Source organism: Microbacterium sp. XT11 (assembly GCF_001513675.1).
Lineage (GTDB): Bacteria > Actinomycetota > Actinomycetes > Actinomycetales > Microbacteriaceae > Microbacterium.
In genome coordinates this window covers 2,085,376-2,103,727 of sequence record NZ_CP013859.1, presented here as the reverse complement: position 1 = coordinate 2,103,727, position 18,352 = coordinate 2,085,376, and the positions used below count along the sequence as shown (strand labels likewise).

17 protein-coding genes are annotated in these 18,352 nt (G+C 70.2%); 5 read left to right on the top strand and 12 right to left on the bottom strand.

All coding sequences use genetic code 11. The annotated features are described in order from the left end of the window. Window positions 1–8 precede the first annotated feature (8 nt). Window positions 9–1,082 (bottom strand): glycosyltransferase, encoded by a 1,074-nt coding sequence (locus tag AB663_RS09730; protein ID WP_067198406.1) that lies wholly within the window; start codon window positions 1,080–1,082, stop codon window positions 9–11. Window positions 1,083–1,200: 118 nt separating this feature from the next. On the opposite strand from AB663_RS09730, the gene AB663_RS09725 reads away from it, so the two are divergent. Both AB663_RS09725 and AB663_RS09720 read left to right on the top strand, forming a co-directional pair. Beyond that, a complete protein-coding gene (locus tag AB663_RS09725; RefSeq protein ID WP_067198403.1) occupies window positions 1,201–2,964 on the top strand; it encodes a DUF4012 domain-containing protein in 1,764 nt (587 codons plus the stop codon). 143 nt (window positions 2,965–3,107) lie between these two features. After that, entirely contained in the window at window positions 3,108–3,689 is a 582-nt protein-coding gene (locus AB663_RS09720) for a hypothetical protein (RefSeq protein ID WP_067198400.1), read from the top strand. A gap of 284 nt (window positions 3,690–3,973) precedes the next feature. Here AB663_RS09720 and AB663_RS09715 read toward each other — a convergent pair whose 3' ends face one another. From AB663_RS09715 to AB663_RS09690, 6 genes are all read right to left on the bottom strand, one after another. Then, window positions 3,974–5,359, bottom strand: coding sequence for an LCP family protein (locus AB663_RS09715; protein ID WP_083511347.1), 1,386 nt, complete (start codon window positions 5,357–5,359; stop codon window positions 3,974–3,976). A gap of 83 nt (window positions 5,360–5,442) precedes the next feature. Continuing rightward, window positions 5,443–5,910 carry a 5-(carboxyamino)imidazole ribonucleotide mutase gene (purE, locus tag AB663_RS09710; protein ID WP_067202544.1) on the bottom strand — a complete coding sequence of 156 codons (468 nt, stop codon included), beginning with the start codon at window positions 5,908–5,910 and terminating at the stop codon, window positions 5,443–5,445. A gap of 137 nt (window positions 5,911–6,047) precedes the next feature. Continuing rightward, entirely contained in the window at window positions 6,048–7,172 is a 1,125-nt protein-coding gene (locus AB663_RS09705) for a 5-(carboxyamino)imidazole ribonucleotide synthase (protein ID WP_067198395.1), read from the bottom strand. A 70-nt stretch (window positions 7,173–7,242) separates the two neighbouring features. Next, on the bottom strand, window positions 7,243–7,761 hold the full coding sequence (locus tag AB663_RS09700) for a PH domain-containing protein (RefSeq protein WP_067202541.1): 519 nt from the start codon (window positions 7,759–7,761) through the stop codon (window positions 7,243–7,245). 87 nt (window positions 7,762–7,848) lie between these two features. Then, window positions 7,849–8,622, bottom strand: coding sequence for a biotin--[acetyl-CoA-carboxylase] ligase (locus AB663_RS09695; RefSeq protein WP_067198393.1), 774 nt, complete (start codon window positions 8,620–8,622; stop codon window positions 7,849–7,851). Then, window positions 8,619–9,899, bottom strand: coding sequence for a CDP-glycerol glycerophosphotransferase family protein (locus tag AB663_RS09690; protein WP_067198390.1), 1,281 nt, complete (start codon window positions 9,897–9,899; stop codon window positions 8,619–8,621). Before AB663_RS09690 ends, AB663_RS09695 begins: the two co-directional genes overlap by 4 nt. 133 nt (window positions 9,900–10,032) lie before the next feature. Between AB663_RS09690 and AB663_RS09685 the strand changes: the two genes are divergently transcribed. Continuing rightward, window positions 10,033–11,103, top strand: a complete 1,071-nt coding sequence (locus AB663_RS09685) for a glycosyltransferase family 2 protein (RefSeq protein ID WP_067198388.1) — start codon at window positions 10,033–10,035, stop codon at window positions 11,101–11,103. Between the two features lie 165 nt (window positions 11,104–11,268). On the opposite strand, the gene AB663_RS09680 is transcribed toward AB663_RS09685, so the two are convergent. The 3 genes from AB663_RS09680 to AB663_RS09670 are packed head-to-tail and all read right to left on the bottom strand — an operon-like array spanning window position 11,269 to window position 15,679. Continuing rightward, window positions 11,269–12,705, bottom strand: a complete 1,437-nt coding sequence (locus AB663_RS09680) for a CDP-glycerol glycerophosphotransferase family protein (protein ID WP_067198386.1) — start codon at window positions 12,703–12,705, stop codon at window positions 11,269–11,271. After that, window positions 12,702–13,955 (bottom strand): CDP-glycerol glycerophosphotransferase family protein, encoded by a 1,254-nt coding sequence (locus tag AB663_RS09675; RefSeq protein WP_067198384.1) that lies wholly within the window; start codon window positions 13,953–13,955, stop codon window positions 12,702–12,704. Before AB663_RS09675 ends, AB663_RS09680 begins: the two co-directional genes overlap by 4 nt. A 59-nt stretch (window positions 13,956–14,014) precedes the next feature. Next, entirely contained in the window at window positions 14,015–15,679 is a 1,665-nt protein-coding gene (locus AB663_RS09670; RefSeq protein ID WP_067198381.1) for a S1C family serine protease, read from the bottom strand. A 98-nt stretch (window positions 15,680–15,777) separates the two neighbouring features. Here AB663_RS09670 and AB663_RS09665 point away from each other — a divergent pair, with 98 nt between their 5' ends. Then, on the top strand, window positions 15,778–16,977 hold the full coding sequence (locus AB663_RS09665; RefSeq protein ID WP_067198379.1) for an aminotransferase class I/II-fold pyridoxal phosphate-dependent enzyme: 1,200 nt from the start codon (window positions 15,778–15,780) through the stop codon (window positions 16,975–16,977). On the opposite strand, the gene AB663_RS09660 is transcribed toward AB663_RS09665, so the two are convergent. After that, a complete protein-coding gene (locus tag AB663_RS09660; protein WP_067198376.1) occupies window positions 16,963–17,790 on the bottom strand; it encodes a carbon-nitrogen hydrolase family protein in 828 nt (275 codons plus the stop codon). The genes AB663_RS09665 and AB663_RS09660 overlap by 15 nt on opposite strands. Before the next feature lie 55 nt (window positions 17,791–17,845). Continuing rightward, window positions 17,846–17,980: a hypothetical protein gene (locus AB663_RS17635; protein WP_257720780.1), complete on the bottom strand. Its 135-nt coding sequence runs from the start codon at window positions 17,978–17,980 to the stop codon at window positions 17,846–17,848. On the opposite strand from AB663_RS17635, the gene AB663_RS09655 reads away from it, so the two are divergent. Then, window positions 17,979–18,335 carry a hypothetical protein gene (locus tag AB663_RS09655; RefSeq protein WP_067198373.1) on the top strand — a complete coding sequence of 119 codons (357 nt, stop codon included), beginning with the start codon at window positions 17,979–17,981 and terminating at the stop codon, window positions 18,333–18,335. The genes AB663_RS17635 and AB663_RS09655 overlap by 2 nt on opposite strands. Window positions 18,336–18,352 lie beyond the last annotated feature (17 nt).

The following is an 18,352-nucleotide window of genomic DNA, read 5'->3' as shown; positions in this document are numbered from 1 at the left end:
CCGATCGCTCACAGATCGGCGTGCAGCGCCCACACTCGTTCCGCAGAGCTCAACCACGAGAACGCGCGCGACCGGTCGTGCGCGAGCACGCTGAGGCGACGCGCCTCGGCGCCGACCGCCTCCACCACAACATCCGGGATCTCCTCCGCACGCACGAGCGCTCCGCCGTCGGCGATGATGTCGCTGTGCGTTCCGCTCGCGACCGCGACAACGGGAACTCCCAGCGACATGGCTTCGACGGCGCGCCATGGCCAGGACGTCGCGTGCTCGGTGGCGACCAGGGCGGATGCCGCGGCCATGAGAGCCGCTCGATCGTCCGTGCCCAAGCTGCCGCGGATATGCGCACGAGACTCCGGCAGTCCGCATGCCGAGGCGAGTTCGGCGAGCCGGGGCTCCGCCCCTTCGGGCGCGTCCACCACGACGGCGTCGGCATCCGCCGCGACGGCGGCGCGGAACCCGTGCGCCAGAGTCGCGGCAGTCCCGGTGAGCACGACGTAGCGCGGAGGCAGCGACAGAGCGTCCCGTCGCTCCTGCGCGTCCAGCGGCACGACGAACCCCTGCGGCGCCGCCCCCGGGATCACGCGGATGCGTTCACCGAGCTTGGCGAGCTCCCCCAGTCGGGCGGCGAAGGAGTGCGAAGGCACCACCACCGCGTCGGCGTGCTTGGCGGCTCGCCGAAGCATGCCGCGCTGCCAAGCGACAGCGGTCTTCGGCAGCGCGTCCGGGGCCTCCCAGGCGCGCAGATCCCAGAGCGTGACCGTCGTCTGATCGTTGTCGTGGATGCGATCGTGGCGCACGAGCGGGGCCATGAGCGTCGCGGAGTGGATGAGCCCGCCGCCGACACCCGGCGCCATGCCGAGCTGCCAGGACGCAGCCAGCTCCCGCCGCGCCAGCGGCAGCGTGCGCACGTCGGCGAGGCCCGCGATGTCGACGGTGCTCCCCGCGGGGACGATCGCCTCGACGTCGCATCCATCGGGCGCCGTGGCGATGAGTCCGGCGGTGAGATCACGCGCGGCCCACGCCTGATCGGCGTCGACGATCTGCGCCATCTGATCCAGCACCACACGCAGCCGAGCACCCATGCGTCCAGGGTAACCGCGCGGTCGCGGCGAAGCTGGGAAGACGACCCGTCAGCACACCGACGATCCTGGACGCGGCCTTTGATCAGCCCATCCCGGCATTTCATGCTTGAATGCAGGGATGAGCGACGGACGACTTCCGGTGCGCCGCCGGTGGCTGCGCTGGGTGATCGCACTCGTCGTCACGGTCGTGGTCCTCGCCGTCGGCTGGGTCGTCATCCGCGGCATCGGCGCCGTCACCGACCTGCAACGCGTAGCCGACTCCTCTTCCGAGCTGAAGTCCGCGGTCTCGTCCGGCGACCTCGAGCGGGCGGAGCAGCTCGCTCAGCGCATCGCACACCACGCAAGGTCGGCGCACGACCTGACCTCCGATCCCGTATGGGGCGCGTTCACCGTCGTTCCCTGGCTCGGCCCGAACTTCTCCGCCGTGAGCGAGGTGGCCGCGATCGCCGACGACGTGGCTGCAGGTGCGCTGGATCCCGTGCTCGCGGCCGCGGCGGACCTCGACTTCGCGAGCCTCGGTCTCTCGGGCGGTGCGGTCGATCTCACGCCGTTCGAGGCGATCGAGCGGCCGCTCGCCGCAGCCGACGAGACACTGGCCGGCGCCGACGCCAGGGCGCGCAGCATCGACGCCGACGCCGCTCTGCCCCCGCTCACCGACGCGGTGCGCAAGATGCGCGGCGCCGTCTCCGAAGCTGCGACGGTCGTCGGCACTCTGCACGGGGCGGCACAGCTCCTCCCCGGCATGCTCGGTGGCGGCGGGCCCCGGTCGTACGTGGTGGCGATGCAGAACAACGCGGAACTGCGCTCGTCCGGCGGCATCGTCGGCGCCATCGCGCTGCTCCAGGCCGACGGCGGCCGCATCACCCTCACCCGGCAGGCATCGACGCGCGACTTCCCACCGCTCGACGTCCCACTGCCGACGAGCGATTCCGCCACCGCTCTCTTCGAGGACCGCCCCGGGCGGTTCATCCAGAACACCACGAGCATCCCGGACTTCCCCGAGGCGGCTGCGCTGATCGCGAGCCGCTGGCAGGATCGTTTCGGCACCCCTGTGGACGGCGTGATCGCGGTCGACGCCGTTATGACCCGCCACCTGCTCGCCGCCACCGGCCCCCTGACGTTCGGCCCCTTCACGGTCGACGAGCACACCGTTGTCGACTTCCTCCTCTCGGGCATCTACGCCGCCGTCCCCGATCCCGCGCAGCAGGACGAGGTCTTCGCGCAGGCCGCGACCGCCCTCTTCGGAGCAGCTCTCAGCAACGCGCAGCCGCGGCAGCTCCTCGACGCGCTCGTGACGTCGGCGCAGGAGAATCGCATCCGCATCTGGAGCGCGCACGCCGAGGAGGAGGACGTGCTCGGCGCGTCGACGCTGGGCGGAGGCCTGCCCGTCGACGGTGAGGGGCAGGAGACCGTCGGCGTGCTCCTGAACGACACCACCGGCGGGAAGATGGACTTCTACACCGACGCCGCCATCACCACGGCGGTCGGCGTCTGCGACGGTGAGACCACGACGCAGGTGCGCGTGACGTGGACGAACAACGCTCCAGCGGATGCCGCAACGGCACTGCCGCCGTATGTCACGGCGTCGGGGTGGTACGGAGTGCCCCCTGGGTCGGTCCGCACGCTCATCGCGATCTACGGGCCGGAGGGTGCGACGCCGTCGCACATCGATCGGGACGGGGCGGATCAACCGGTCCAGACCGCCCTTCTCGGCGACCGTTCCGCCGTTCAGCATGAGGTCCTGCTCGCACCGGGCGAATCGACGACCATCACGATCGCGTTCACAGGGGCGACCGCCGGCTCCTCGCCCACGATGGTCGCGCACACGCCCATGGTGCGGACACCCGATATTCAGCATGAGCAACTGCGCTGTGTGTCGTGACTTTCGCCTCCCCATGATGTAGTGTCATCAGCACTGGGGAATAACTGGGTTCTACCATCCTGTCGTGGGGACAGGAAGAGCCCACGCAGTCGGATGCAGGGGTGTGTCCGGGTGCGATTCCGCGTGAATTTCTGGGGAGAATCATGCTGAAGAAACTGGCTGCCATCAGCCTGACCGTTGGTGCACTGGTGCTCATCGCACCGGCGGCGGCCAACGCCGCAACGGCCGTACCGGCCGCGTCCGACTCGTACGCAGATACGCCCGGCGTCACGGTCGATGACCCGATCATCGACATCTGCGAGGCATCGACCATCGTCTTCGGCGCCGGCTGGTTCCAGCCGTCGGAGAACGTCGGCGTGTCCGTGTCCGGACTCAACGCCGCCGAATCGGCGGTATCGGGGAACACTGCGGCGGCCGACGGCAGCCTCGTGCTCACCTTCCGCCCGCCGTCCAACGGTGAGGGCTCCTATGCGATCGCCTTCTCCGGCTCGCGTTCGTACACCGCGACCGTAACGGTCTCGCACGGACACGACGCCGTCTCGACGTGCGATCACGACCCGGCGGTCGCCTCCGCCGGCACGGAGCTGCCGCTGACGGGCAGCGGAATGGAGCTGGCACTCACGGGCGGAGACGTGTCGCCGTGGATCCTCGGCGGCGGAGCAGCTGCTCTCGTCGCAGGCGGCGCCCTCGTCGCGGTCGGGCCCGCCCGCCGCAAGAGCGCCTAGGTCAGATCGTCGCTGGTGCGGCGATCGACTGGACGACGGTGATCCCTCCCCCTCCGATCACCGTCGTCTGGTTATCCGGTGAAATCCGGGGAGCCCACGGCCACCACCTTTGCTTTCAGGTGGCGGCCGTGGGCTTTACTCGTTCGGAGTGCAACAGGCTCCCCCGCCGAGCTCGCGCCCCCGCCGAACTCAGTGACAGATCTCCGGCACTGTTGCTCGGCACAGCACCGCTCACCAAGCCGGGCCACTTCCATCGGCGGTGACCTCTTGCGTCGGCCGCGCGGTCAGGGCGTCGGGGTCGGAGTCGCCGTCGGTGGGTGCAGCGTGTTCTGAACCAGCTCGTGCACGGCGGCGAAGTCGATGTCCTTCTCCGGTACGCCGTTGTCCGGCGTCAGCTCGATCGTCGTCACAGGCTGCTCTTTCGCCTTCGTCATCAGATCGAAGAACTCCGGCAGCTTGTCCTGCGGGAGATCGGTGTGCACGATCGCCGTCCCCGCGGCCGCGACCTCGTTGAAGCGCGTGAGCACGGTCTGCGGGGTGAATTGCGCGAGGATCGCCTCCTGGAGCTGCCTCTGGCGAAGCATGCGGTCCCAGTCGCTCGTCGTGTACCGTGAGCGCGCATACCACTGTGCGGTATCGCCATCCATGATCTGCTCGCCCGGTTCGATCCACCCGATCGCCCAGGAGTCGACGTCGTGGGCGCCGGAACCGGGAGGCGGGCCGCCCTTCGGCAACCGCTCGGCGACGGTGATCTTCACGCCGCCGAGCGCATCGACGAGGTTCGCGAAGCCCTTCATGTCGAGGAAGACGTAGTACGGGATCTCGATGCCGAGAATGCCCTCGGCCGCGTCCTTGGTCGCCTCGATCTCGGGATTGGACCCGTGCGCGGCGGCATCCGGGTAGAGGCCCTTGCCCTCGTCGGCGCGACACACCTGCACGGCGTTGGTGAGCTGGTTGATGCCCGATCCCCACCCGCAGGTCGGGTCGCTGTGGCCCTCGAAGTAGTTGCGGTAGTCGAATCCGACGCGCTCGGGGTCCCGCATGGGGCTGTCTTCGGCGAACGGGAAGTTGGGCATGTCGCGTGGGATGCCGGTGATGGTCACAGCACCGGTCGAGGCGTTCACGGAGACGACGGAGATGCTGTCGAAGCGCATGGAATCGCGCCCCTCACCGCTGTCGGCGCCGAGCAGGAGGATGTTGTAGTACCCATCGCTCGCCGGGAGGCTCGGACCGCTGCTGCCGAAGATCGCGCCGATCGTGTCGCGCGCGGTGCCCACGATCGATGCCGCATACGCCGCGCTTCCGCCGACGAGTCCCAGCAGCACGAGTGCGACCACGGGTACGGCGAACCGCGAGACGGGCGGCACCTTCACCAACCGGGTGAGGCGGAGCGTATCGAAGGTCAGCACCACCCACAGCACGACATAGGCGGCGAGCAGGATCTGCACGATCGTCAGGACGACCGCCGAGAACCACCCGGCACCTACGGTCAGCCAGAGAAGAAACGGCCGGGCGAACAGGCCGAGACCGATGGTCGCGAGCACGAGGAACCAGGCGAACAGCGTCGCACCGAGCCCGAATCGACCCAGCCTGCGGCTTCCGGCGAGCACCTGCGCGGATCCGGGGAGCAGCACGTTGAGCACGACGAGCCACCACGCCCGCTTGCTCATGACCCCGCCGTCCGACGCGTCCGGATGCCGCAGGGGACGAGTCTCGATCAGGGGCCGTGCGCGCGGCCGCGGCGGCGCAAGAGTCACAGGGAGTCCTTCAGCCGATCGTTCTTCTCTGCGACCTGCGCCTCTAGCTCTCGCGCATACGCCTCCATGCGATCGGCGAGCGCGTCGTCGGACGTTCCGAGGATGCGCGCAGCGAGAAGGCCGGCGTTGCGAGCACCGCCGATGGACACCGTCGCGACAGGAATGCCCGCGGGCATCTGCACGATCGACAGGAGCGAATCCATGCCGTCGAGATACGCCAGCGGCACCGGCACTCCGATGACCGGGAGCGGTGTCATCGACGCGAGCATGCCCGGAAGATGCGCTGCGCCGCCCGCGCCGGCGATGATGACCCTGATGCCGCGCGCCCGCGCGTCACGCGCGTAGGACATGAGCTTGTCGGGTGTGCGGTGCGCCGAGACGACCTCCACCTCGTGCGCGATCCCGAAGTCCGTGAGCGCCTCCGAGGCGTCGCGCATCACGCGCCAGTCGGAGTCGGATCCCATGACGACGCCGACCAGCGGGGCGGCGGAAGAGTGCAGTGGCTCAGTCACCAGAACAGGCTACGGTCTCGCACTGGGAGATTCCCCCAACGGCACGCAACGGGAAGCGAGCCGTCGCACTCGCGCGCACCCTGGTCCGCTCAGGCGAAGTGAGCTGCGGCAGCTCTGGCCACGTACACGGCGTCATCGAGATCGTCGCCGGAGACGTTCACGTGTCCGACCTTCCGCCCGGGACGAGGATCCTTTCCGTAGGTGTGGATCTTGGCTGACGGATGCTCCGCCATCGCCGCTGCGAATCGGTCGACGAGGCCGCCCTCGGCCGGGCCGCCGAGGATGTTCACCATGACCGACCAGGGCGCGCGCGGAGAGGCGTCTCCCAGCGGAAGGTCGGCGACGGCACGCAGATGCTGTTCGAACTGCCCGGTCACGGCCCCGTCCTGGCTCCAGTGTCCGCTGTTGTGCGGGCGCATGGCCAGTTCGTTCACGAGGATCCGCTCGTCGTCGGTCTCGAAGAGTTCGACCGCGAGCATGCCGGTGACGCCGAGCCCCTCGGCGATCGCACGGCCGATGCCTTCGGCCACCTGGGCGAGCCGCTCGGGCGCGTCGGGCGCGGGCGCGATGACCTCCGCGCACACCCCGTCGCGCTGCACCGTCTCGACGACAGGGTAGGCGACCATCTGCCCTCCCGGCCGTCGCGCGATCTGCTGAGCCAGCTCACGCACGAAGCCCACCAGCTCCTCGACCAGGAGGGCTTCACCGTCGCCGAGCGCGTCGAACCAGTCCTGCGCGTCGGAGGCTGCACGCACCACGCGCACGCCCTTGCCGTCGTACCCGCCGCGGGGCGTCTTCACGACCCCGGTGCCGTCGTGGCTCTCGAGGAACGCTTCCAGCTCGGCCGCATCGCGCACCGCCGCCCAATCCGGCTGCGGAACACCGAGCTCGGCCAGCCGCGCGCGCATCGCCAGCTTGTCCTGGGCGAACTGCAGCGCATCGGGTCCGGGATGCACCGAGACACCGTCGTCGACGAGGGCGCGCAGCACGTGCTGCGGCACGTGCTCGTGATCGAAGGTGACGACGTCGACGCCCGTGGCGAACGCCCGCACGACCTCGAGATCGCGATAGTCGCCGACCTCGGTCGCCGCGAGCTGCGCCGACATCCCTTCGCCCTCGGCCAGGACGCGGAGATCGATCCCCAGTTCGACCGCCGGAGCGATCATCATCCTGGCCAGCTGGCCTCCACCGATCACGCCAACGCGCAGCGCCATGTGCCGCCTCCATTCCGTCTCCCCCATTCTCGCGCATACGCGAGCCGCACACTCACGCGGCGGGTGGAGGTCAGTCGGGGAAGCCGAGCTCCGTGCCGGACTGCGCGTCGCGGTGCGCGAGGATCTGACTGACCTCGATCTGATCGGCCAGCGTCTCGTGCACGAGGGTGACGTTGGGGATGTTCACGAGGCGCAGCGGCGCATCGACTCCGTTCGAGAGAGTGATCGTGCCCACACCCCACAGCCGCTGCAGCACGCCGCGACGCACGCCGATCGTGTATCCGCGCGCGTGCGACATCTCCCGACGGCTGCGGGCGCCGACGCCCTGATGCACGATCACACGCCGGGTCGTGATGGTCACGGTGCGCGAGTACCAGACGACGAACGGGATGACGACCAGAAGCAGGACGACGAGTGCCGCCGCGGACAGCAGCATCCAGTTCTCGAAGGGCGCCGGCAGGTTGTCGTAGAGATAGGCCGTCGCGCCGAAGACCGCGATGAGCACGAGCGCCGACCAGAAGAGCCGGCGCGCATGTCCGCGGAACCGGGCGATCAGCAGCTCTTCCGCGGGCACGCCCGGCGGCGGCATGGTCGGCCGCCCTCCGAGCGTCACAGGATGCGTCACACCTCCATTGTGCCTGCGGTCACCGACAGAACCCCGTGCAGACCGGGTGTGTCACGCGCCGGCCGGGCGCACGTGCACCACGTCTCCGGCCGCAACGACGATGTTCACTCCCTCGGACTCCACCACGAGGCGACCGCCGTCGTCGATCCCGGTCGCCGTGCCGGCGAGCGTCCGGCCGTCCGGTAGAGAGACGTTCACCTCGCTGCCGATCGTGACGCAACGCGCCGACACCTCGGCGTGCAGGCCGGAAGACACAGCGTCGCCCGAGGCACGGAGCAGCTGCAAAGACAGTTCGAGCCGACGGAGATACTCGGCAAGCAGCACATCGACGTCGGCGGTCTCGCCCAGCACGGCGAAGGAGGTCGCCGACGGCACAGGCAGCTGCTCCCCGGTCATGGCCGTGTTCACGCCCGCCCCCACGATCACGGCGTCCGGTGCTGCTTCGGCAAGCACCCCGCAGATCTTCCTGCCCTCGACGAGCACATCGTTGGGCCACTTGACGCCGACGTCACGCCCTGGGAGCTGCGCCGACACCGCCTCCGCCATGGCCAGACCCGCCGCCAGCGGGACCCACCCCAGCCCTTCGCCCGCCGGAAGCCGGCGCAGGAGCACAGAGATCGCGACCGACGCGCCCGCAGGCGCCACCCAGGTGCGGTCGAGCCTCCCGCGGCCCGCCGTCTGCGTGTCCGTGAGCAGCACCGACAGATGCGGCCAGCCTGTCGGGTCGCCGGCGAGCCGACGGAGGTCGGCGTTGGTCGACCCGGTCTCGGCGAGCACCGAGATCCGCGAGGCGATCCCCCGCGCTCGAGGCAGGTCCACGATCATTCGTCCTCGTCGGCCTCTTCGTCATCGTCGTCCTCATCCGGGCGGACGGTGCCCATCTCGTGCGCCTGCCAGGACTCCCACTTGCGCATGAGCTCCTCGATCGCGGCATGGAACTTGGCGGTCGCCGCGCCGGGGGTCGTGTCTCCGAAGTAGTGCTGCACCCACATCCGCAACCGGGCGGTGGCCGCCTCATCCGCACGCACGCGCTCCACCTCGTCGACGATGTCGGCGGCGGCGTCGGCGGTGAGCCATTCGCAGTCCGAGAGGTACCCGTTCGTGTCGACGCTCGCACGCTCGTCGACGGGTCGCGTGATCATGAGCGGCTTGCCGACGGCGAGCCGGTCGTACACCATCGCGGAGATGTCGACGATGGCGACGTCGGCCGCGGCGAGCTGCCATCCCAGCTCCGGCCCGTCGTCGTAGACGTGCCGGGCCGACGGATCAGCGGCGTTCGCCGCCTGTATCGCGGCGAGGATCCTGCGGTGCGCGGCGCCGTACTCGTCGTCGAGCACACCGCTGCGCGGATGCGGACGGTAGATGACACGGTGACGGCCCGTCGCCAGCAGCGCGTCGACGAGCTTCTCTCCGTGCGTGGCGATCGATCCGTAGTGCGCGCTGGGACGGTCGCCCTCCCACGTCGGGGCGTACAGCACGACGGTGCGCTCATCGGGCTCGTACGGGAGAGCCCCGGAGTAGTGGTCCGCCTGCGGTCGACCGATCTCGATCGTCCTGGTATCGACGTCGTAGTCCCACAGCGTGCGCGTGAGGCGGTCTCGAGCGGCCTGGCCGGCGATGAGCGCGTAATCGTAGGCCTTGTACTGGTTCGTGGTCATGTACATCTTGTCGGACTCGCCGTGGTTGATGAAGACATGCCAGCGGCGTCCGTAGCGGAACATCTGGAAGTTGCGCGTGTTCTGGTTGACATAGAGCACGATGCGGATGTCCTGCGTGGCGATGAACCGCTCGAGGTCGCGGACGGTGGGGACGAAGGCGACCGGCGGCGCGTCCTCATCGAGCAGCTTGTCCGCGCCGGTCGCGGAGCGCGACAGCACCACGACGGGCCAGATACGGGAAAGCTCGGCGAGCGGCTTGTACCACTGCCGCATCTGGTACATGTTCACCGCGCCGTCGGCGAAGTAGACGGCGATCTTGTAGTGCCCCGCCGGATGCGGCTCTCGCTCGGCCAGCCTGCGCCGCACCCTCTGAACCGCGGTTCGAGATGAGAGCGCTCGCCTCAGGAGACGGTAGGCCTTCTTCGCATCCGAGACAGCACCCATCCCTCCAGGATAGTGACCGGGCCGGCTGTCCCACGGGCCTTCGCAGCCTCCGCCGACGGATAGAAACGGTACCGTTACGCGCGCTGCTGCGGCGATCAGTGAACCTGTGCGGAGCCCGTGACATGATCGTGGGATGAGCGCCGACAGTCCGCATGCACCCCGTGCCGGTGTGTCGTTCATCATGCCGGTGCTGAACGAGCGCGCCTATCTCGAGCACGCCGTGGCCTCGGTTCTCGAGCAGCAGCTCGACATGCCCTCCGAGCTCGTGCTCGCCCTCGGCCCGTCCTCCGACGGGACGACCGAGCTCGCGCACAGACTGGCCGCCGACGACGACCGCATCCGCCTCGTCGACAATCCGGCCGCGCACATCCCGGTCGGTCTCAACGCCGCCATCCGTGCCAGCCGCTACGCGACGATCGTGCGCGTCGACGCGCACTCCGAGCTCTCCCCGGGCTACGCGGCCCGCGCCATCGCCACACTCGAGCGCACGGGTTCGGCGAACGTGGGCGGCGTCATGCACGCAGAGGGCCGCACCCCGTTCCAGCGCGCCGTGGCGCGGCTCTACAACTCCCCCGTCGGCCTCGGCGGCGGCGCGTACCACGGCGGCTCGGTCGAGGGAGAGGCGGAGTCCGCCTACCTGGGCGTCATGCGCCGAGACGTGCTCGACGAAGTGGGCCTGTTCGATGAGACGATCCGACGAGGCGAGGACTGGGAGCTCAACCTCCGCATCCGCCAGGCCGGTCATCGGGTGTGGTTCGACCCCGCGCTCTCGGTCACCTACTGGCCGCGCGAGAGCTGGGTGCGACTTGCACGCCAGTTCCGTGCGACCGGGGCATGGCGCGGTGAGCTCGTGCGCCGGTTCGGGCGCCGCAACGGCATCCGCTTCTTCGCCCCGCCCGCACTCCTCGTGCTGATCGCCGTCGCGATCGTCGTGGCGGCGATGCAGCTCACAGGCGTCGTGCGCGGGCCGGCGTCGATCGTCGCGTCAGCGGTCTACGTCCCGCTCGGGCTGTACGTGCTCCTCGTCGTCGCGGTCGCGCTGGCGCCCGGGGGCGGCGGCATCCGGCAACGGCTGTGGACGCTCGCGGTGATGCCCACCATGCACCTTTCCTGGGGACTCGGCTTCCTCGCCGGCGTGTTCCGGGGCGCGAGGGACACGGTCGACGCCTCGCGCCTCGGCACCCGCAACACCCCGCTCCCCTAGACGCCCCACGGTCCGCCGACGTGCGTGTCCGGTCCGCCGAGTGCGCGACCGCCCGGTGAGTGGGCGTCCGCGTGCACGCGATGGATCGCGCGTTCCCCTCCGTCATGGCCGGAGCTCCGGTCGCGGCCGTGAGCAGCACGCGCACCCCCGGCGACCGCTTCCCGCTCAGGCCGTGACGTATCCCTGGTCCAGGATGCGCTCGACCACGCGCTGCGCGGCCTCGCCGTCGTCACGACCGTTGAACTGCGCACGCCAGGCGGCGTACCGCGTGGCATAGGCGGCTTCGTGATGCGGATCGGCGAGCGCCGCGACCAGCTCCTCCTGCGTCCGGACGAGCGGCCCCGGTGCGCGCGCGGCGAGGTCGAAGTAGAAGCCGCGCAGAGTCCCGCGATAGTGATCGAGGTCGGGCACGAGGAAGTACATGGGCTTGCCCGTCACGCTGAAGTCGAACATCACGGAAGAGTAGTCCGTGATGAGGGCATCGGCCGCGAGCAGCAGCTGAGCGGTCTCCGGGAACCCGGTGACGTCGATGACGCGGGCTCCTGATCGGTCGCGGTCGGTGCCGATCGTCCGCGAGTGCCCCCTCACGAGCACCACGGCGTCGGCCGCCTGCGCGAGGTCCTCGGCATCGACGAAATCCACCATCTCCGCGCGGTCGTCGCGCCAGGTCGGAGCGTACAGGAGCACGCGTTCGTGGTCGCGGATGCCGAGAGCGGAGCGGATCGCGCGGGCGTCACCCGCGATCAGCGCGTCGTTCCGCGGGTATCCCTCGACCCAGATCGGCCGGCCGAAGAAGGCGTACGCCTTGCGCAGGATGCGCTCGGAGTACGTGTTCTGCGCGAGGAGCACATCCCATCGCCGGGATTCCTTGATCACCGCCGCCATCCGGCGCGGGTCGAACCCGGGCCGGTGCAGCGCCAGGCGCTTCAAGGGCGTGCCATGCCAGGTCTGCAGCACCTTCTGACCGGGCTTGCGCGCGAAGCGCCGGCGCAGCCAGTCGTTCACAACGAGCAGGCGGGCCGCACCTCGCGCATGCCACCACTCCGGGCTGCCCTCGACCACGGCCACAGCACCCTCCGGCACCGCGATCGACAGATCGACCACGCTCCAATACCGCGTGACCCCCGGCGCGCGCTCGGCGAGGGCTCGGTCGATGGCTCGCGGGTTGCACCCCACGCTCCGGCCGTAGAAGCTCTCGAAGAACACCGCGTTCTCGGTTCCGCCTGCCTGCGCGACGTAGCGCTCCTCGAGGGTCGACTGCCCCTCGGGCGTCTCGTACACGGGATCGACCGGGGCTGCGATCGTCACGGCGGAACCCTCGACCGCGACACGGAGCCCGGGGAGCATCGTCGTCGCGACATGCACACCGTCCAGAGCGATGCCGTCGACCGAGAGGGCGTACTCCCCCGACGGCAACGGCAGCGAGGCGCCGCCCCACCGCGAGGCCTGCAAGGGGAAGGTCGCGGTCCACGTCGCCCCTCTGCCCGTGACCCGCGCCGACACACGCGCTCTGGGTCCGATGAGCTCGGCGGATGCCGGCTTCGCGCCGGTCCCCGCGACGATCAGCGTCTGCGCCGACTCGTCGATCCGGGCCGTTGTCATGCTGCTCCCTTCGGCGCGGGCACACCCCGCGCACGGATGGCCTGGTACACCCGCTGTGTGTTGCCCCCGTCGCGGAAGGCGTGCATGCGAGCGCTGAGCGCGGCGGACCGCTCGGACCGCGCCGAGAACTCGCGATCGTCGCCGAGGAGCCGCGAGAGCTGATCCAGCAGTTCGCGCCAGCTCCGCGCCGGGTCTGGACCGGACACCTCGTCATAGCGGCCGTAGAAGCCGCGCGTGCGCGCGTAGTCCTCGGCATCCGGAGCGAGGTACAGCACCGGCATGGCGAGGAGACCGACGTCGTATGCGAGCGACGAGTAGTCGGTGACGAGCACGTCCACGGCAGGCAGCGCGGGGGTCACATCCGGGAGCACATCGGCACCGAGCATGCGCACGCGACCGCTGGGCAGCGGCGGAGCGTACGCACCCTGACCGAGAGGATGCGAACGCACCAGCAGCACGGCATCGCCGTCGTCGAGGACGCGGATGATGCGCACCCATTCCTCCGCTGTCGGCACGGCCGGGTCGGCGGCCCCGTCACGCCAGGTCGGTGCGTAGAGGATGGTCCGCGCACCGTCGGGCAGCGCGCCCACAGCGCCGGAAAGGAGGGCGGATGCCATCCTGCGACGCTCTTCGGGATCGCCTGCGGACAGCACGTCGACGCGGGGCTCACCGGTGACCAGCACGCGGTCGCTCCCGAGACCGAAGGCGGATTCGAGCCGTCCGCGTGAGCGGTGTGACGCCGCAGGCATCACGCGGATGCGCTGCGCCGCTGCGCGGTAGAGCACGGCGACGAGCGTGCGCAGCAGGCGCGCGCCGGGAACCCGCGGCACCTGGGTGGTCGCGGGAGAGTCGAGTCCGATGCGCTTCAACGGGATGCCGTGCCACAGCTGCACGACGAAGCCGCCGGAGCTGCCGTACCGGTTCACGTCGCCCAGGCCGTGGGTCACGACGAGCACCCCGGCGCGGGCCGTTGCCCACCAACCGCGGAGCCCGCGCTTCGGGATCGCACGGATGCCGAGGGCCTCGGCGTCCGCGCGCTCCCGGTCGGACGAGGTCAGCCACACCGTGTCGTGCCCGGCGTGCGCGGCCAGCCGCTGCAGCGCCAGCGCGCCGTCGCCCACACCCGCGCCGCATCCGAAGACCCAGCGGCGCCCGCGCGGGACCACCACGGTCCCGATCCGGCCCGCCGCGTACAGCGGGATCCGCAGCAGCTTCGCCGCGTTGCCGGTGCCGAAAGAGAAGGACGCCACCCCGCGAGCCTATCGCGAGGGTGACGTCCTTCTCTGAACGGCCGGAGGGCCGGATCGCTCTACTGGGAGAGCGTGCCGAGGGTGACCTCGATCTCGTACTCCTTGCCTCCGCGGACGTACGTGACCTTGGCGTCGCTTCCCGCGGCGGCGGCGCGCACCTGAGCTGTGAGGTCGCTCGCGCTCGTGATCGAGACACCGTTGAACGCCGTGACGATGTCATCGGCCTTGAGGCCGGCCGCAGCCGCCGCACCGCCGTCTGTCACCTCGGCGATGTAGGCGCCGGCCTGATCGGAGCCCTCCACCGAGGCCGCGTCACGCACCGACGCGCCGAGCAGCCCGTGCGTCGCACTGCCGTTGTCGATGATCTCCTGCGAGACCCGCTTGGCGATGTTCGACGGGATGGCGAACCCGATGCCGATCGAGCCCGAGTCCTCCGAGTTCCCGGAGCTCGCGATCGCGACGTTGATGCCGATCAGCTCGCCCTTGCTGTTCACGAGCGCACCGCCCGAGTTGCCGTGGTTGATGGCGGCATCCGTCTGGATCACGGCGATGGAGATGGTCTCCGAGCTCTGCTGGTTCGTGTTCCCCGGCAGGTCGAACTGGAAGGGCCCCTGTCCCTGGCCGTCCTCCGGCGACTGCGGGTCCTGCGGCGCGTCCTGCGTGGAGGAGTCCGGCAGCGCCGACGACGCGATCTGGATGCTGCGGTTCAGGGCGCTCACGATGCCCGTCGTCACCGAGTTCGACAGCCCGAGCGGTGCGCCGAGAGCGACGGTGGTGTCACCGACGTTGAGCTTCGACGAGTCCGCGAACGTGATGGGCGTGAGGTCTTCGGCGTCCTTGAGCTTGACGACCGCGAGGTCGTAGATCGGGTCGGTGCCGACGACGGTCGCGTCGTAGATCCGGCCGTCGGACGTCGTCACCTTGATCGTCGGGTCGGCCACCGCGCCTCCGAGGGTGACCACGTGCGTGTTGGTCAGAACGTACCCGTCGTCACTGATGATCACGCCGGAGCCGCTGCCGGCCTCCTTCGAGCCGGCGACCTCGATGGTCACGACCGAGGGCAGCGCGGTGGTCGCCACCGCGGTCGTCTCGTTGACAGAGCCTGGGTTGTTCACGGTGACCGTCTGCGGTCCCTCCGCGACGCCCGTGGAGGGAGGGTTGCCCAGCTCGTTCACGATCGCGCCGCCGCCGAAGCCGGCGACGCCGCCGACCAGCGCGGCCGCGACGATGAGCGCAGCGAGCTTGACGCCCCCGCGGGGCTGCTTGGGATCCTTGACCGCCGGCGCACCGGGCGCACCAGGGGCCACAGGGGCACCGTCGAGCGGGCGGGTGTTCGCCGCGCTGGGGATGCCGAACGCGGCGCCCTGAGCGGTCGCGTGCGGCTGCCCCTGACTGCCCGCGTGCGCCTGATGGTGACCGCCCGCGTATGCCTGGCCCGGGGCGCCGTACGCCTGGGGCGTCTGCTGCGCGTACGCCCCGTATGGCGCGGACCCGGCGGGCGCCTGTGCGCCCGGCCCGGAGTGCGTGGCAGCCGGCGCGGTCTGCGACGAGGCGAACGTCGGCGGCACCTCGTGCCCCGCAGAGCTCGCAGCCGGGCGCAGCGGCTCGGCGGAGGGTGCGGCATGCGACGTCGACGCGTCGACGGCGTGAGATGCGGCGGTGGCGTCGGAAACGGCGTCGTTCGACGCGGGTACCGGCTGGTCCTGGGTGCTGTCTTCGTTCATGGTGTGCTCCTTCAACAACGCCCTTTCAGAGTGCCGCCCGTGTCTGTGCGTTTCTTATGCCGAGGATGAGTTTCGCCTATGGCCTTAGCCTGTTCTTCATGAGTGTCATTCCCGGCGCATGGTGGCGCACGGCCGAGGGCGCCGGGCTGCTCTCGGCGGACGGTACTGTCGCGCCCACCATCTTCGCAGAGATGTCAGCGGCCGCGGCCCGGACCGGAGCGATCAACCTCGGCCAGGGTTTCCCCGACGAGGACGGCCCGCAGGAGGTGCTCGACGCGGCTCGCCAGGCGATCGCCGCGGGGGTCAACCAGTATCCACCAGGCCGCGGTGTTCCCGACCTCCTCTCCGCCATCGCCGAGCACCAGCAGCGCTTCTACGGACTCGAGGTCGACCCGGCGCGCGAGGTCATCGTCACCGCCGGGGCCACCGAGGCGCTCACCGCCTCGCTGCTCGCGCTCATCGACGGACCCGACGACGAGGTCGTGGTGTTCGAGCCGTACTACGACTCCTATGCCGCCGCCGTCGCCCTCGCCGGAGCGACACTCGTGACCGTGCCTCTGCGGCGGCCGGAGTTCCAGCCCGATCTGGACCGCCTCGCGGATGCCGTCACCGACCGCACCCGCATCATCATCGTGAACGACCCTCACAACCCGACCGGCGCCGTGTTCGCCCGCGAGGCGCTGACGGAGATCGTGCGTCTCGCCGAACGCCACGACGCCGTCATCGTGACCGACGAGGTGTATGAGCACCTCGCCTTCCACGCGACGCACATCCCGATCGCGACCCTCCCCGGCGCGGCCGGACGCACTCTGACCATCTCGTCGGCGGGCAAGACGTTCTCGACGACAGGGTGGAAGATCGGGTGGGTCCACGGGCCTGCCGACCTCATCACCGCCGTGCTCACGGTCAAGCAGTACCTCACCTACGTCAACGGGTCGCCCTTCCAGCCCGCGATCGCGGTTGGTCTCCGCCTTCCGGACTCGTACTTCGCCGGCTCTGCTGCGGTGCTCGCGCACAAGCACGAGATCCTCGGTGCGGGATTGCGCAGCGCGGGGTTCGAGGTCGTGCCTCCCCAGGGTGGGTACTTCACGGTGGCCGACGCCACGGAGCTCGGAGGAGCGGATGTCGCCGCATTCTGCCGCGCCCTTCCCGAGCGCGCGGGCGTGGTCGCCATCCCACTCACCGCCTTCGTCTCGCCGGAGCATCGCGCAGAATACGCCGGGCTCGTGCGCTTCGCCGCCTGCAAACGCGTGGAGGTGCTCGAGGAGGCCGCGGCGCGTCTGTCAGCCGGCTTCTGACCGCAGCGGTTCGACCCGGTATCGACGCGCGCGCAGCGAGGGATTGGCCGCGCGCACGCGCTCGATCGCCGCACGCTCGATGACCCCCGTGGCTATCCCCTCGACGATGCCGGCTCCCGCGAGCACGACGCCCTGCGGATCGACGATCTGCGAGTGACCGACGCCGACGGGCGCGGGGTGGTCCGCCGCGACGACGTACGCCGTGTTCTCGATGGCGCGCGCCGCCAGCAGGGTCGTCCAGTGGTGCTCCTTGAGCGGTCCCCGCACCCACTCGGCCGGCACGACCAGGACGTCGGCGCCGGCATCCGCGAGCACGCGCGACACCTCCGGGAACCGCAGGTCGTAGCAGGTCATCAGCCCGAATCGGATGCCGGCGACGTCGAACACCGCCGCCTCGCCGAGGTCGGCGCCGGGTTCGACCCAGTCGGACTCTGTCTGCCCGAAGGCGTCGTACAGGTGCTGCTTGCGATAGACGGCGAGGATGCCGTCTCCCCGCACGGCGACGACGGTGTTCCGCACCCGCCGCCCGTCGGAGGCCTTCTCGGCGAGCCCCGCGACGATGACGACGGCGTGTTCGGCGGCGAGCGCGATGAGAGCGGAGACGAACGGACCGTCGAGGTCCTCTGCGTTCTCCGCGAGAGTCTCGTCCAACGGGTCGACGAAGTAGCTGGCGTACTCCGGGAAGACGATCACCCTGGCACCCCGGGCGGCCGCCTCCGCGGTGAGCACGCCCAGACGCTCGCGGTTGGACTCCCGTGCGACCGTCGGAGCGAACTGGCACACGGCGACGGGCACAGCGGCGGTGTCGGACATGGCACCATCCTCGCCGTCTCCGGCGGGGCGGCGCAATCCGCCGGCTGTCACGAGCTCAGCCTCCGGTCAGCGCTGCCACCGGCTTGCGACGCGCGAGGAAGCGACGTTCCAGGACCTCATGGCTGCTGGTCGGGGCCAGGACCGTCCGCATGGCCGATACCAGGCCGGCGAGATCGTCGGGATCGAGCATGTCGATCGCGCCGCAGTTGATCGTCGATCGCATCCATCTGTGGAACCCGGCGCTCGGCGAGGCGGCGAACGCGGATCGCTCCGCCGTGGTGGGAGGGACGTACCGCACACGCATCCGGGGCGTCGTGCCCGCGGAGCTCGTGTACGAGCAGATCGACGCCACGACGGTCCGCTACGTGCTGCGGTCCTGCGGCATGAGCGAGAGCGGGATCTGGCGCGCGGTGGACGTCGACGGCGGCCGCACTGAAGTGACGCACAGCTTCACCCATCACGGGGCGCTCCTGCGCGCGATGCGCCGCTCGTTCGAACCCGTCGCGCTGTGGCGCGTGACCCGTCTCCGCGCCCTCGTCTCGTGACGCGGGCCGGCGCTCCG

Bases quoted from the DNA above. Each gene is read 5' to 3' on its own strand.
- AB663_RS09670 (WP_067198381.1), bottom strand. From the start codon at position 15,679: ATGAACGAAGACAGCACCCAGGACCAGCCGGTACCCGCGTCGAACGAC.
- AB663_RS09705 (WP_067198395.1), bottom strand. From the start codon at position 7,172: ATGGCGCTGCGCGTTGGCGTGATCGGTGGAGGCCAGCTGGCCAGGATG.
- AB663_RS09680 (WP_067198386.1), bottom strand. From the start codon at position 12,705: ATGACAACGGCCCGGATCGACGAGTCGGCGCAGACGCTGATCGTCGCG.
- AB663_RS09690 (WP_067198390.1), bottom strand. From the start codon at position 9,899: ATGGGTGCTGTCTCGGATGCGAAGAAGGCCTACCGTCTCCTGAGGCGA.
- purE (WP_067202544.1), bottom strand. From the start codon at position 5,910: ATGGGATCCGACTCCGACTGGCGCGTGATGCGCGACGCCTCGGAGGCG.
- AB663_RS09725 (WP_067198403.1), top strand. From the start codon at position 1,201: ATGAGCGACGGACGACTTCCGGTGCGCCGCCGGTGGCTGCGCTGGGTG.
- AB663_RS09720 (WP_067198400.1), top strand. From the start codon at position 3,108: ATGCTGAAGAAACTGGCTGCCATCAGCCTGACCGTTGGTGCACTGGTG.
- AB663_RS09715 (WP_083511347.1), bottom strand. From the start codon at position 5,359: ATGAGCAAGCGGGCGTGGTGGCTCGTCGTGCTCAACGTGCTGCTCCCC.
- AB663_RS09655 (WP_067198373.1), top strand. From the start codon at position 17,979: ATGTCGATCGCGCCGCAGTTGATCGTCGATCGCATCCATCTGTGGAAC.
- AB663_RS17635 (WP_257720780.1), bottom strand. From the start codon at position 17,980: ATGCTCGATCCCGACGATCTCGCCGGCCTGGTATCGGCCATGCGGACG.
- AB663_RS09665 (WP_067198379.1), top strand. From the start codon at position 15,778: ATGAGTGTCATTCCCGGCGCATGGTGGCGCACGGCCGAGGGCGCCGGG.
- AB663_RS09685 (WP_067198388.1), top strand. From the start codon at position 10,033: ATGAGCGCCGACAGTCCGCATGCACCCCGTGCCGGTGTGTCGTTCATC.
- AB663_RS09700 (WP_067202541.1), bottom strand. From the start codon at position 7,761: ATGCCGCCGCCGGGCGTGCCCGCGGAAGAGCTGCTGATCGCCCGGTTC.
- AB663_RS09660 (WP_067198376.1), bottom strand. From the start codon at position 17,790: ATGTCCGACACCGCCGCTGTGCCCGTCGCCGTGTGCCAGTTCGCTCCG.
- AB663_RS09730 (WP_067198406.1), bottom strand. From the start codon at position 1,082: ATGGGTGCTCGGCTGCGTGTGGTGCTGGATCAGATGGCGCAGATCGTC.
- AB663_RS09695 (WP_067198393.1), bottom strand. From the start codon at position 8,622: ATGATCGTGGACCTGCCTCGAGCGCGGGGGATCGCCTCGCGGATCTCG.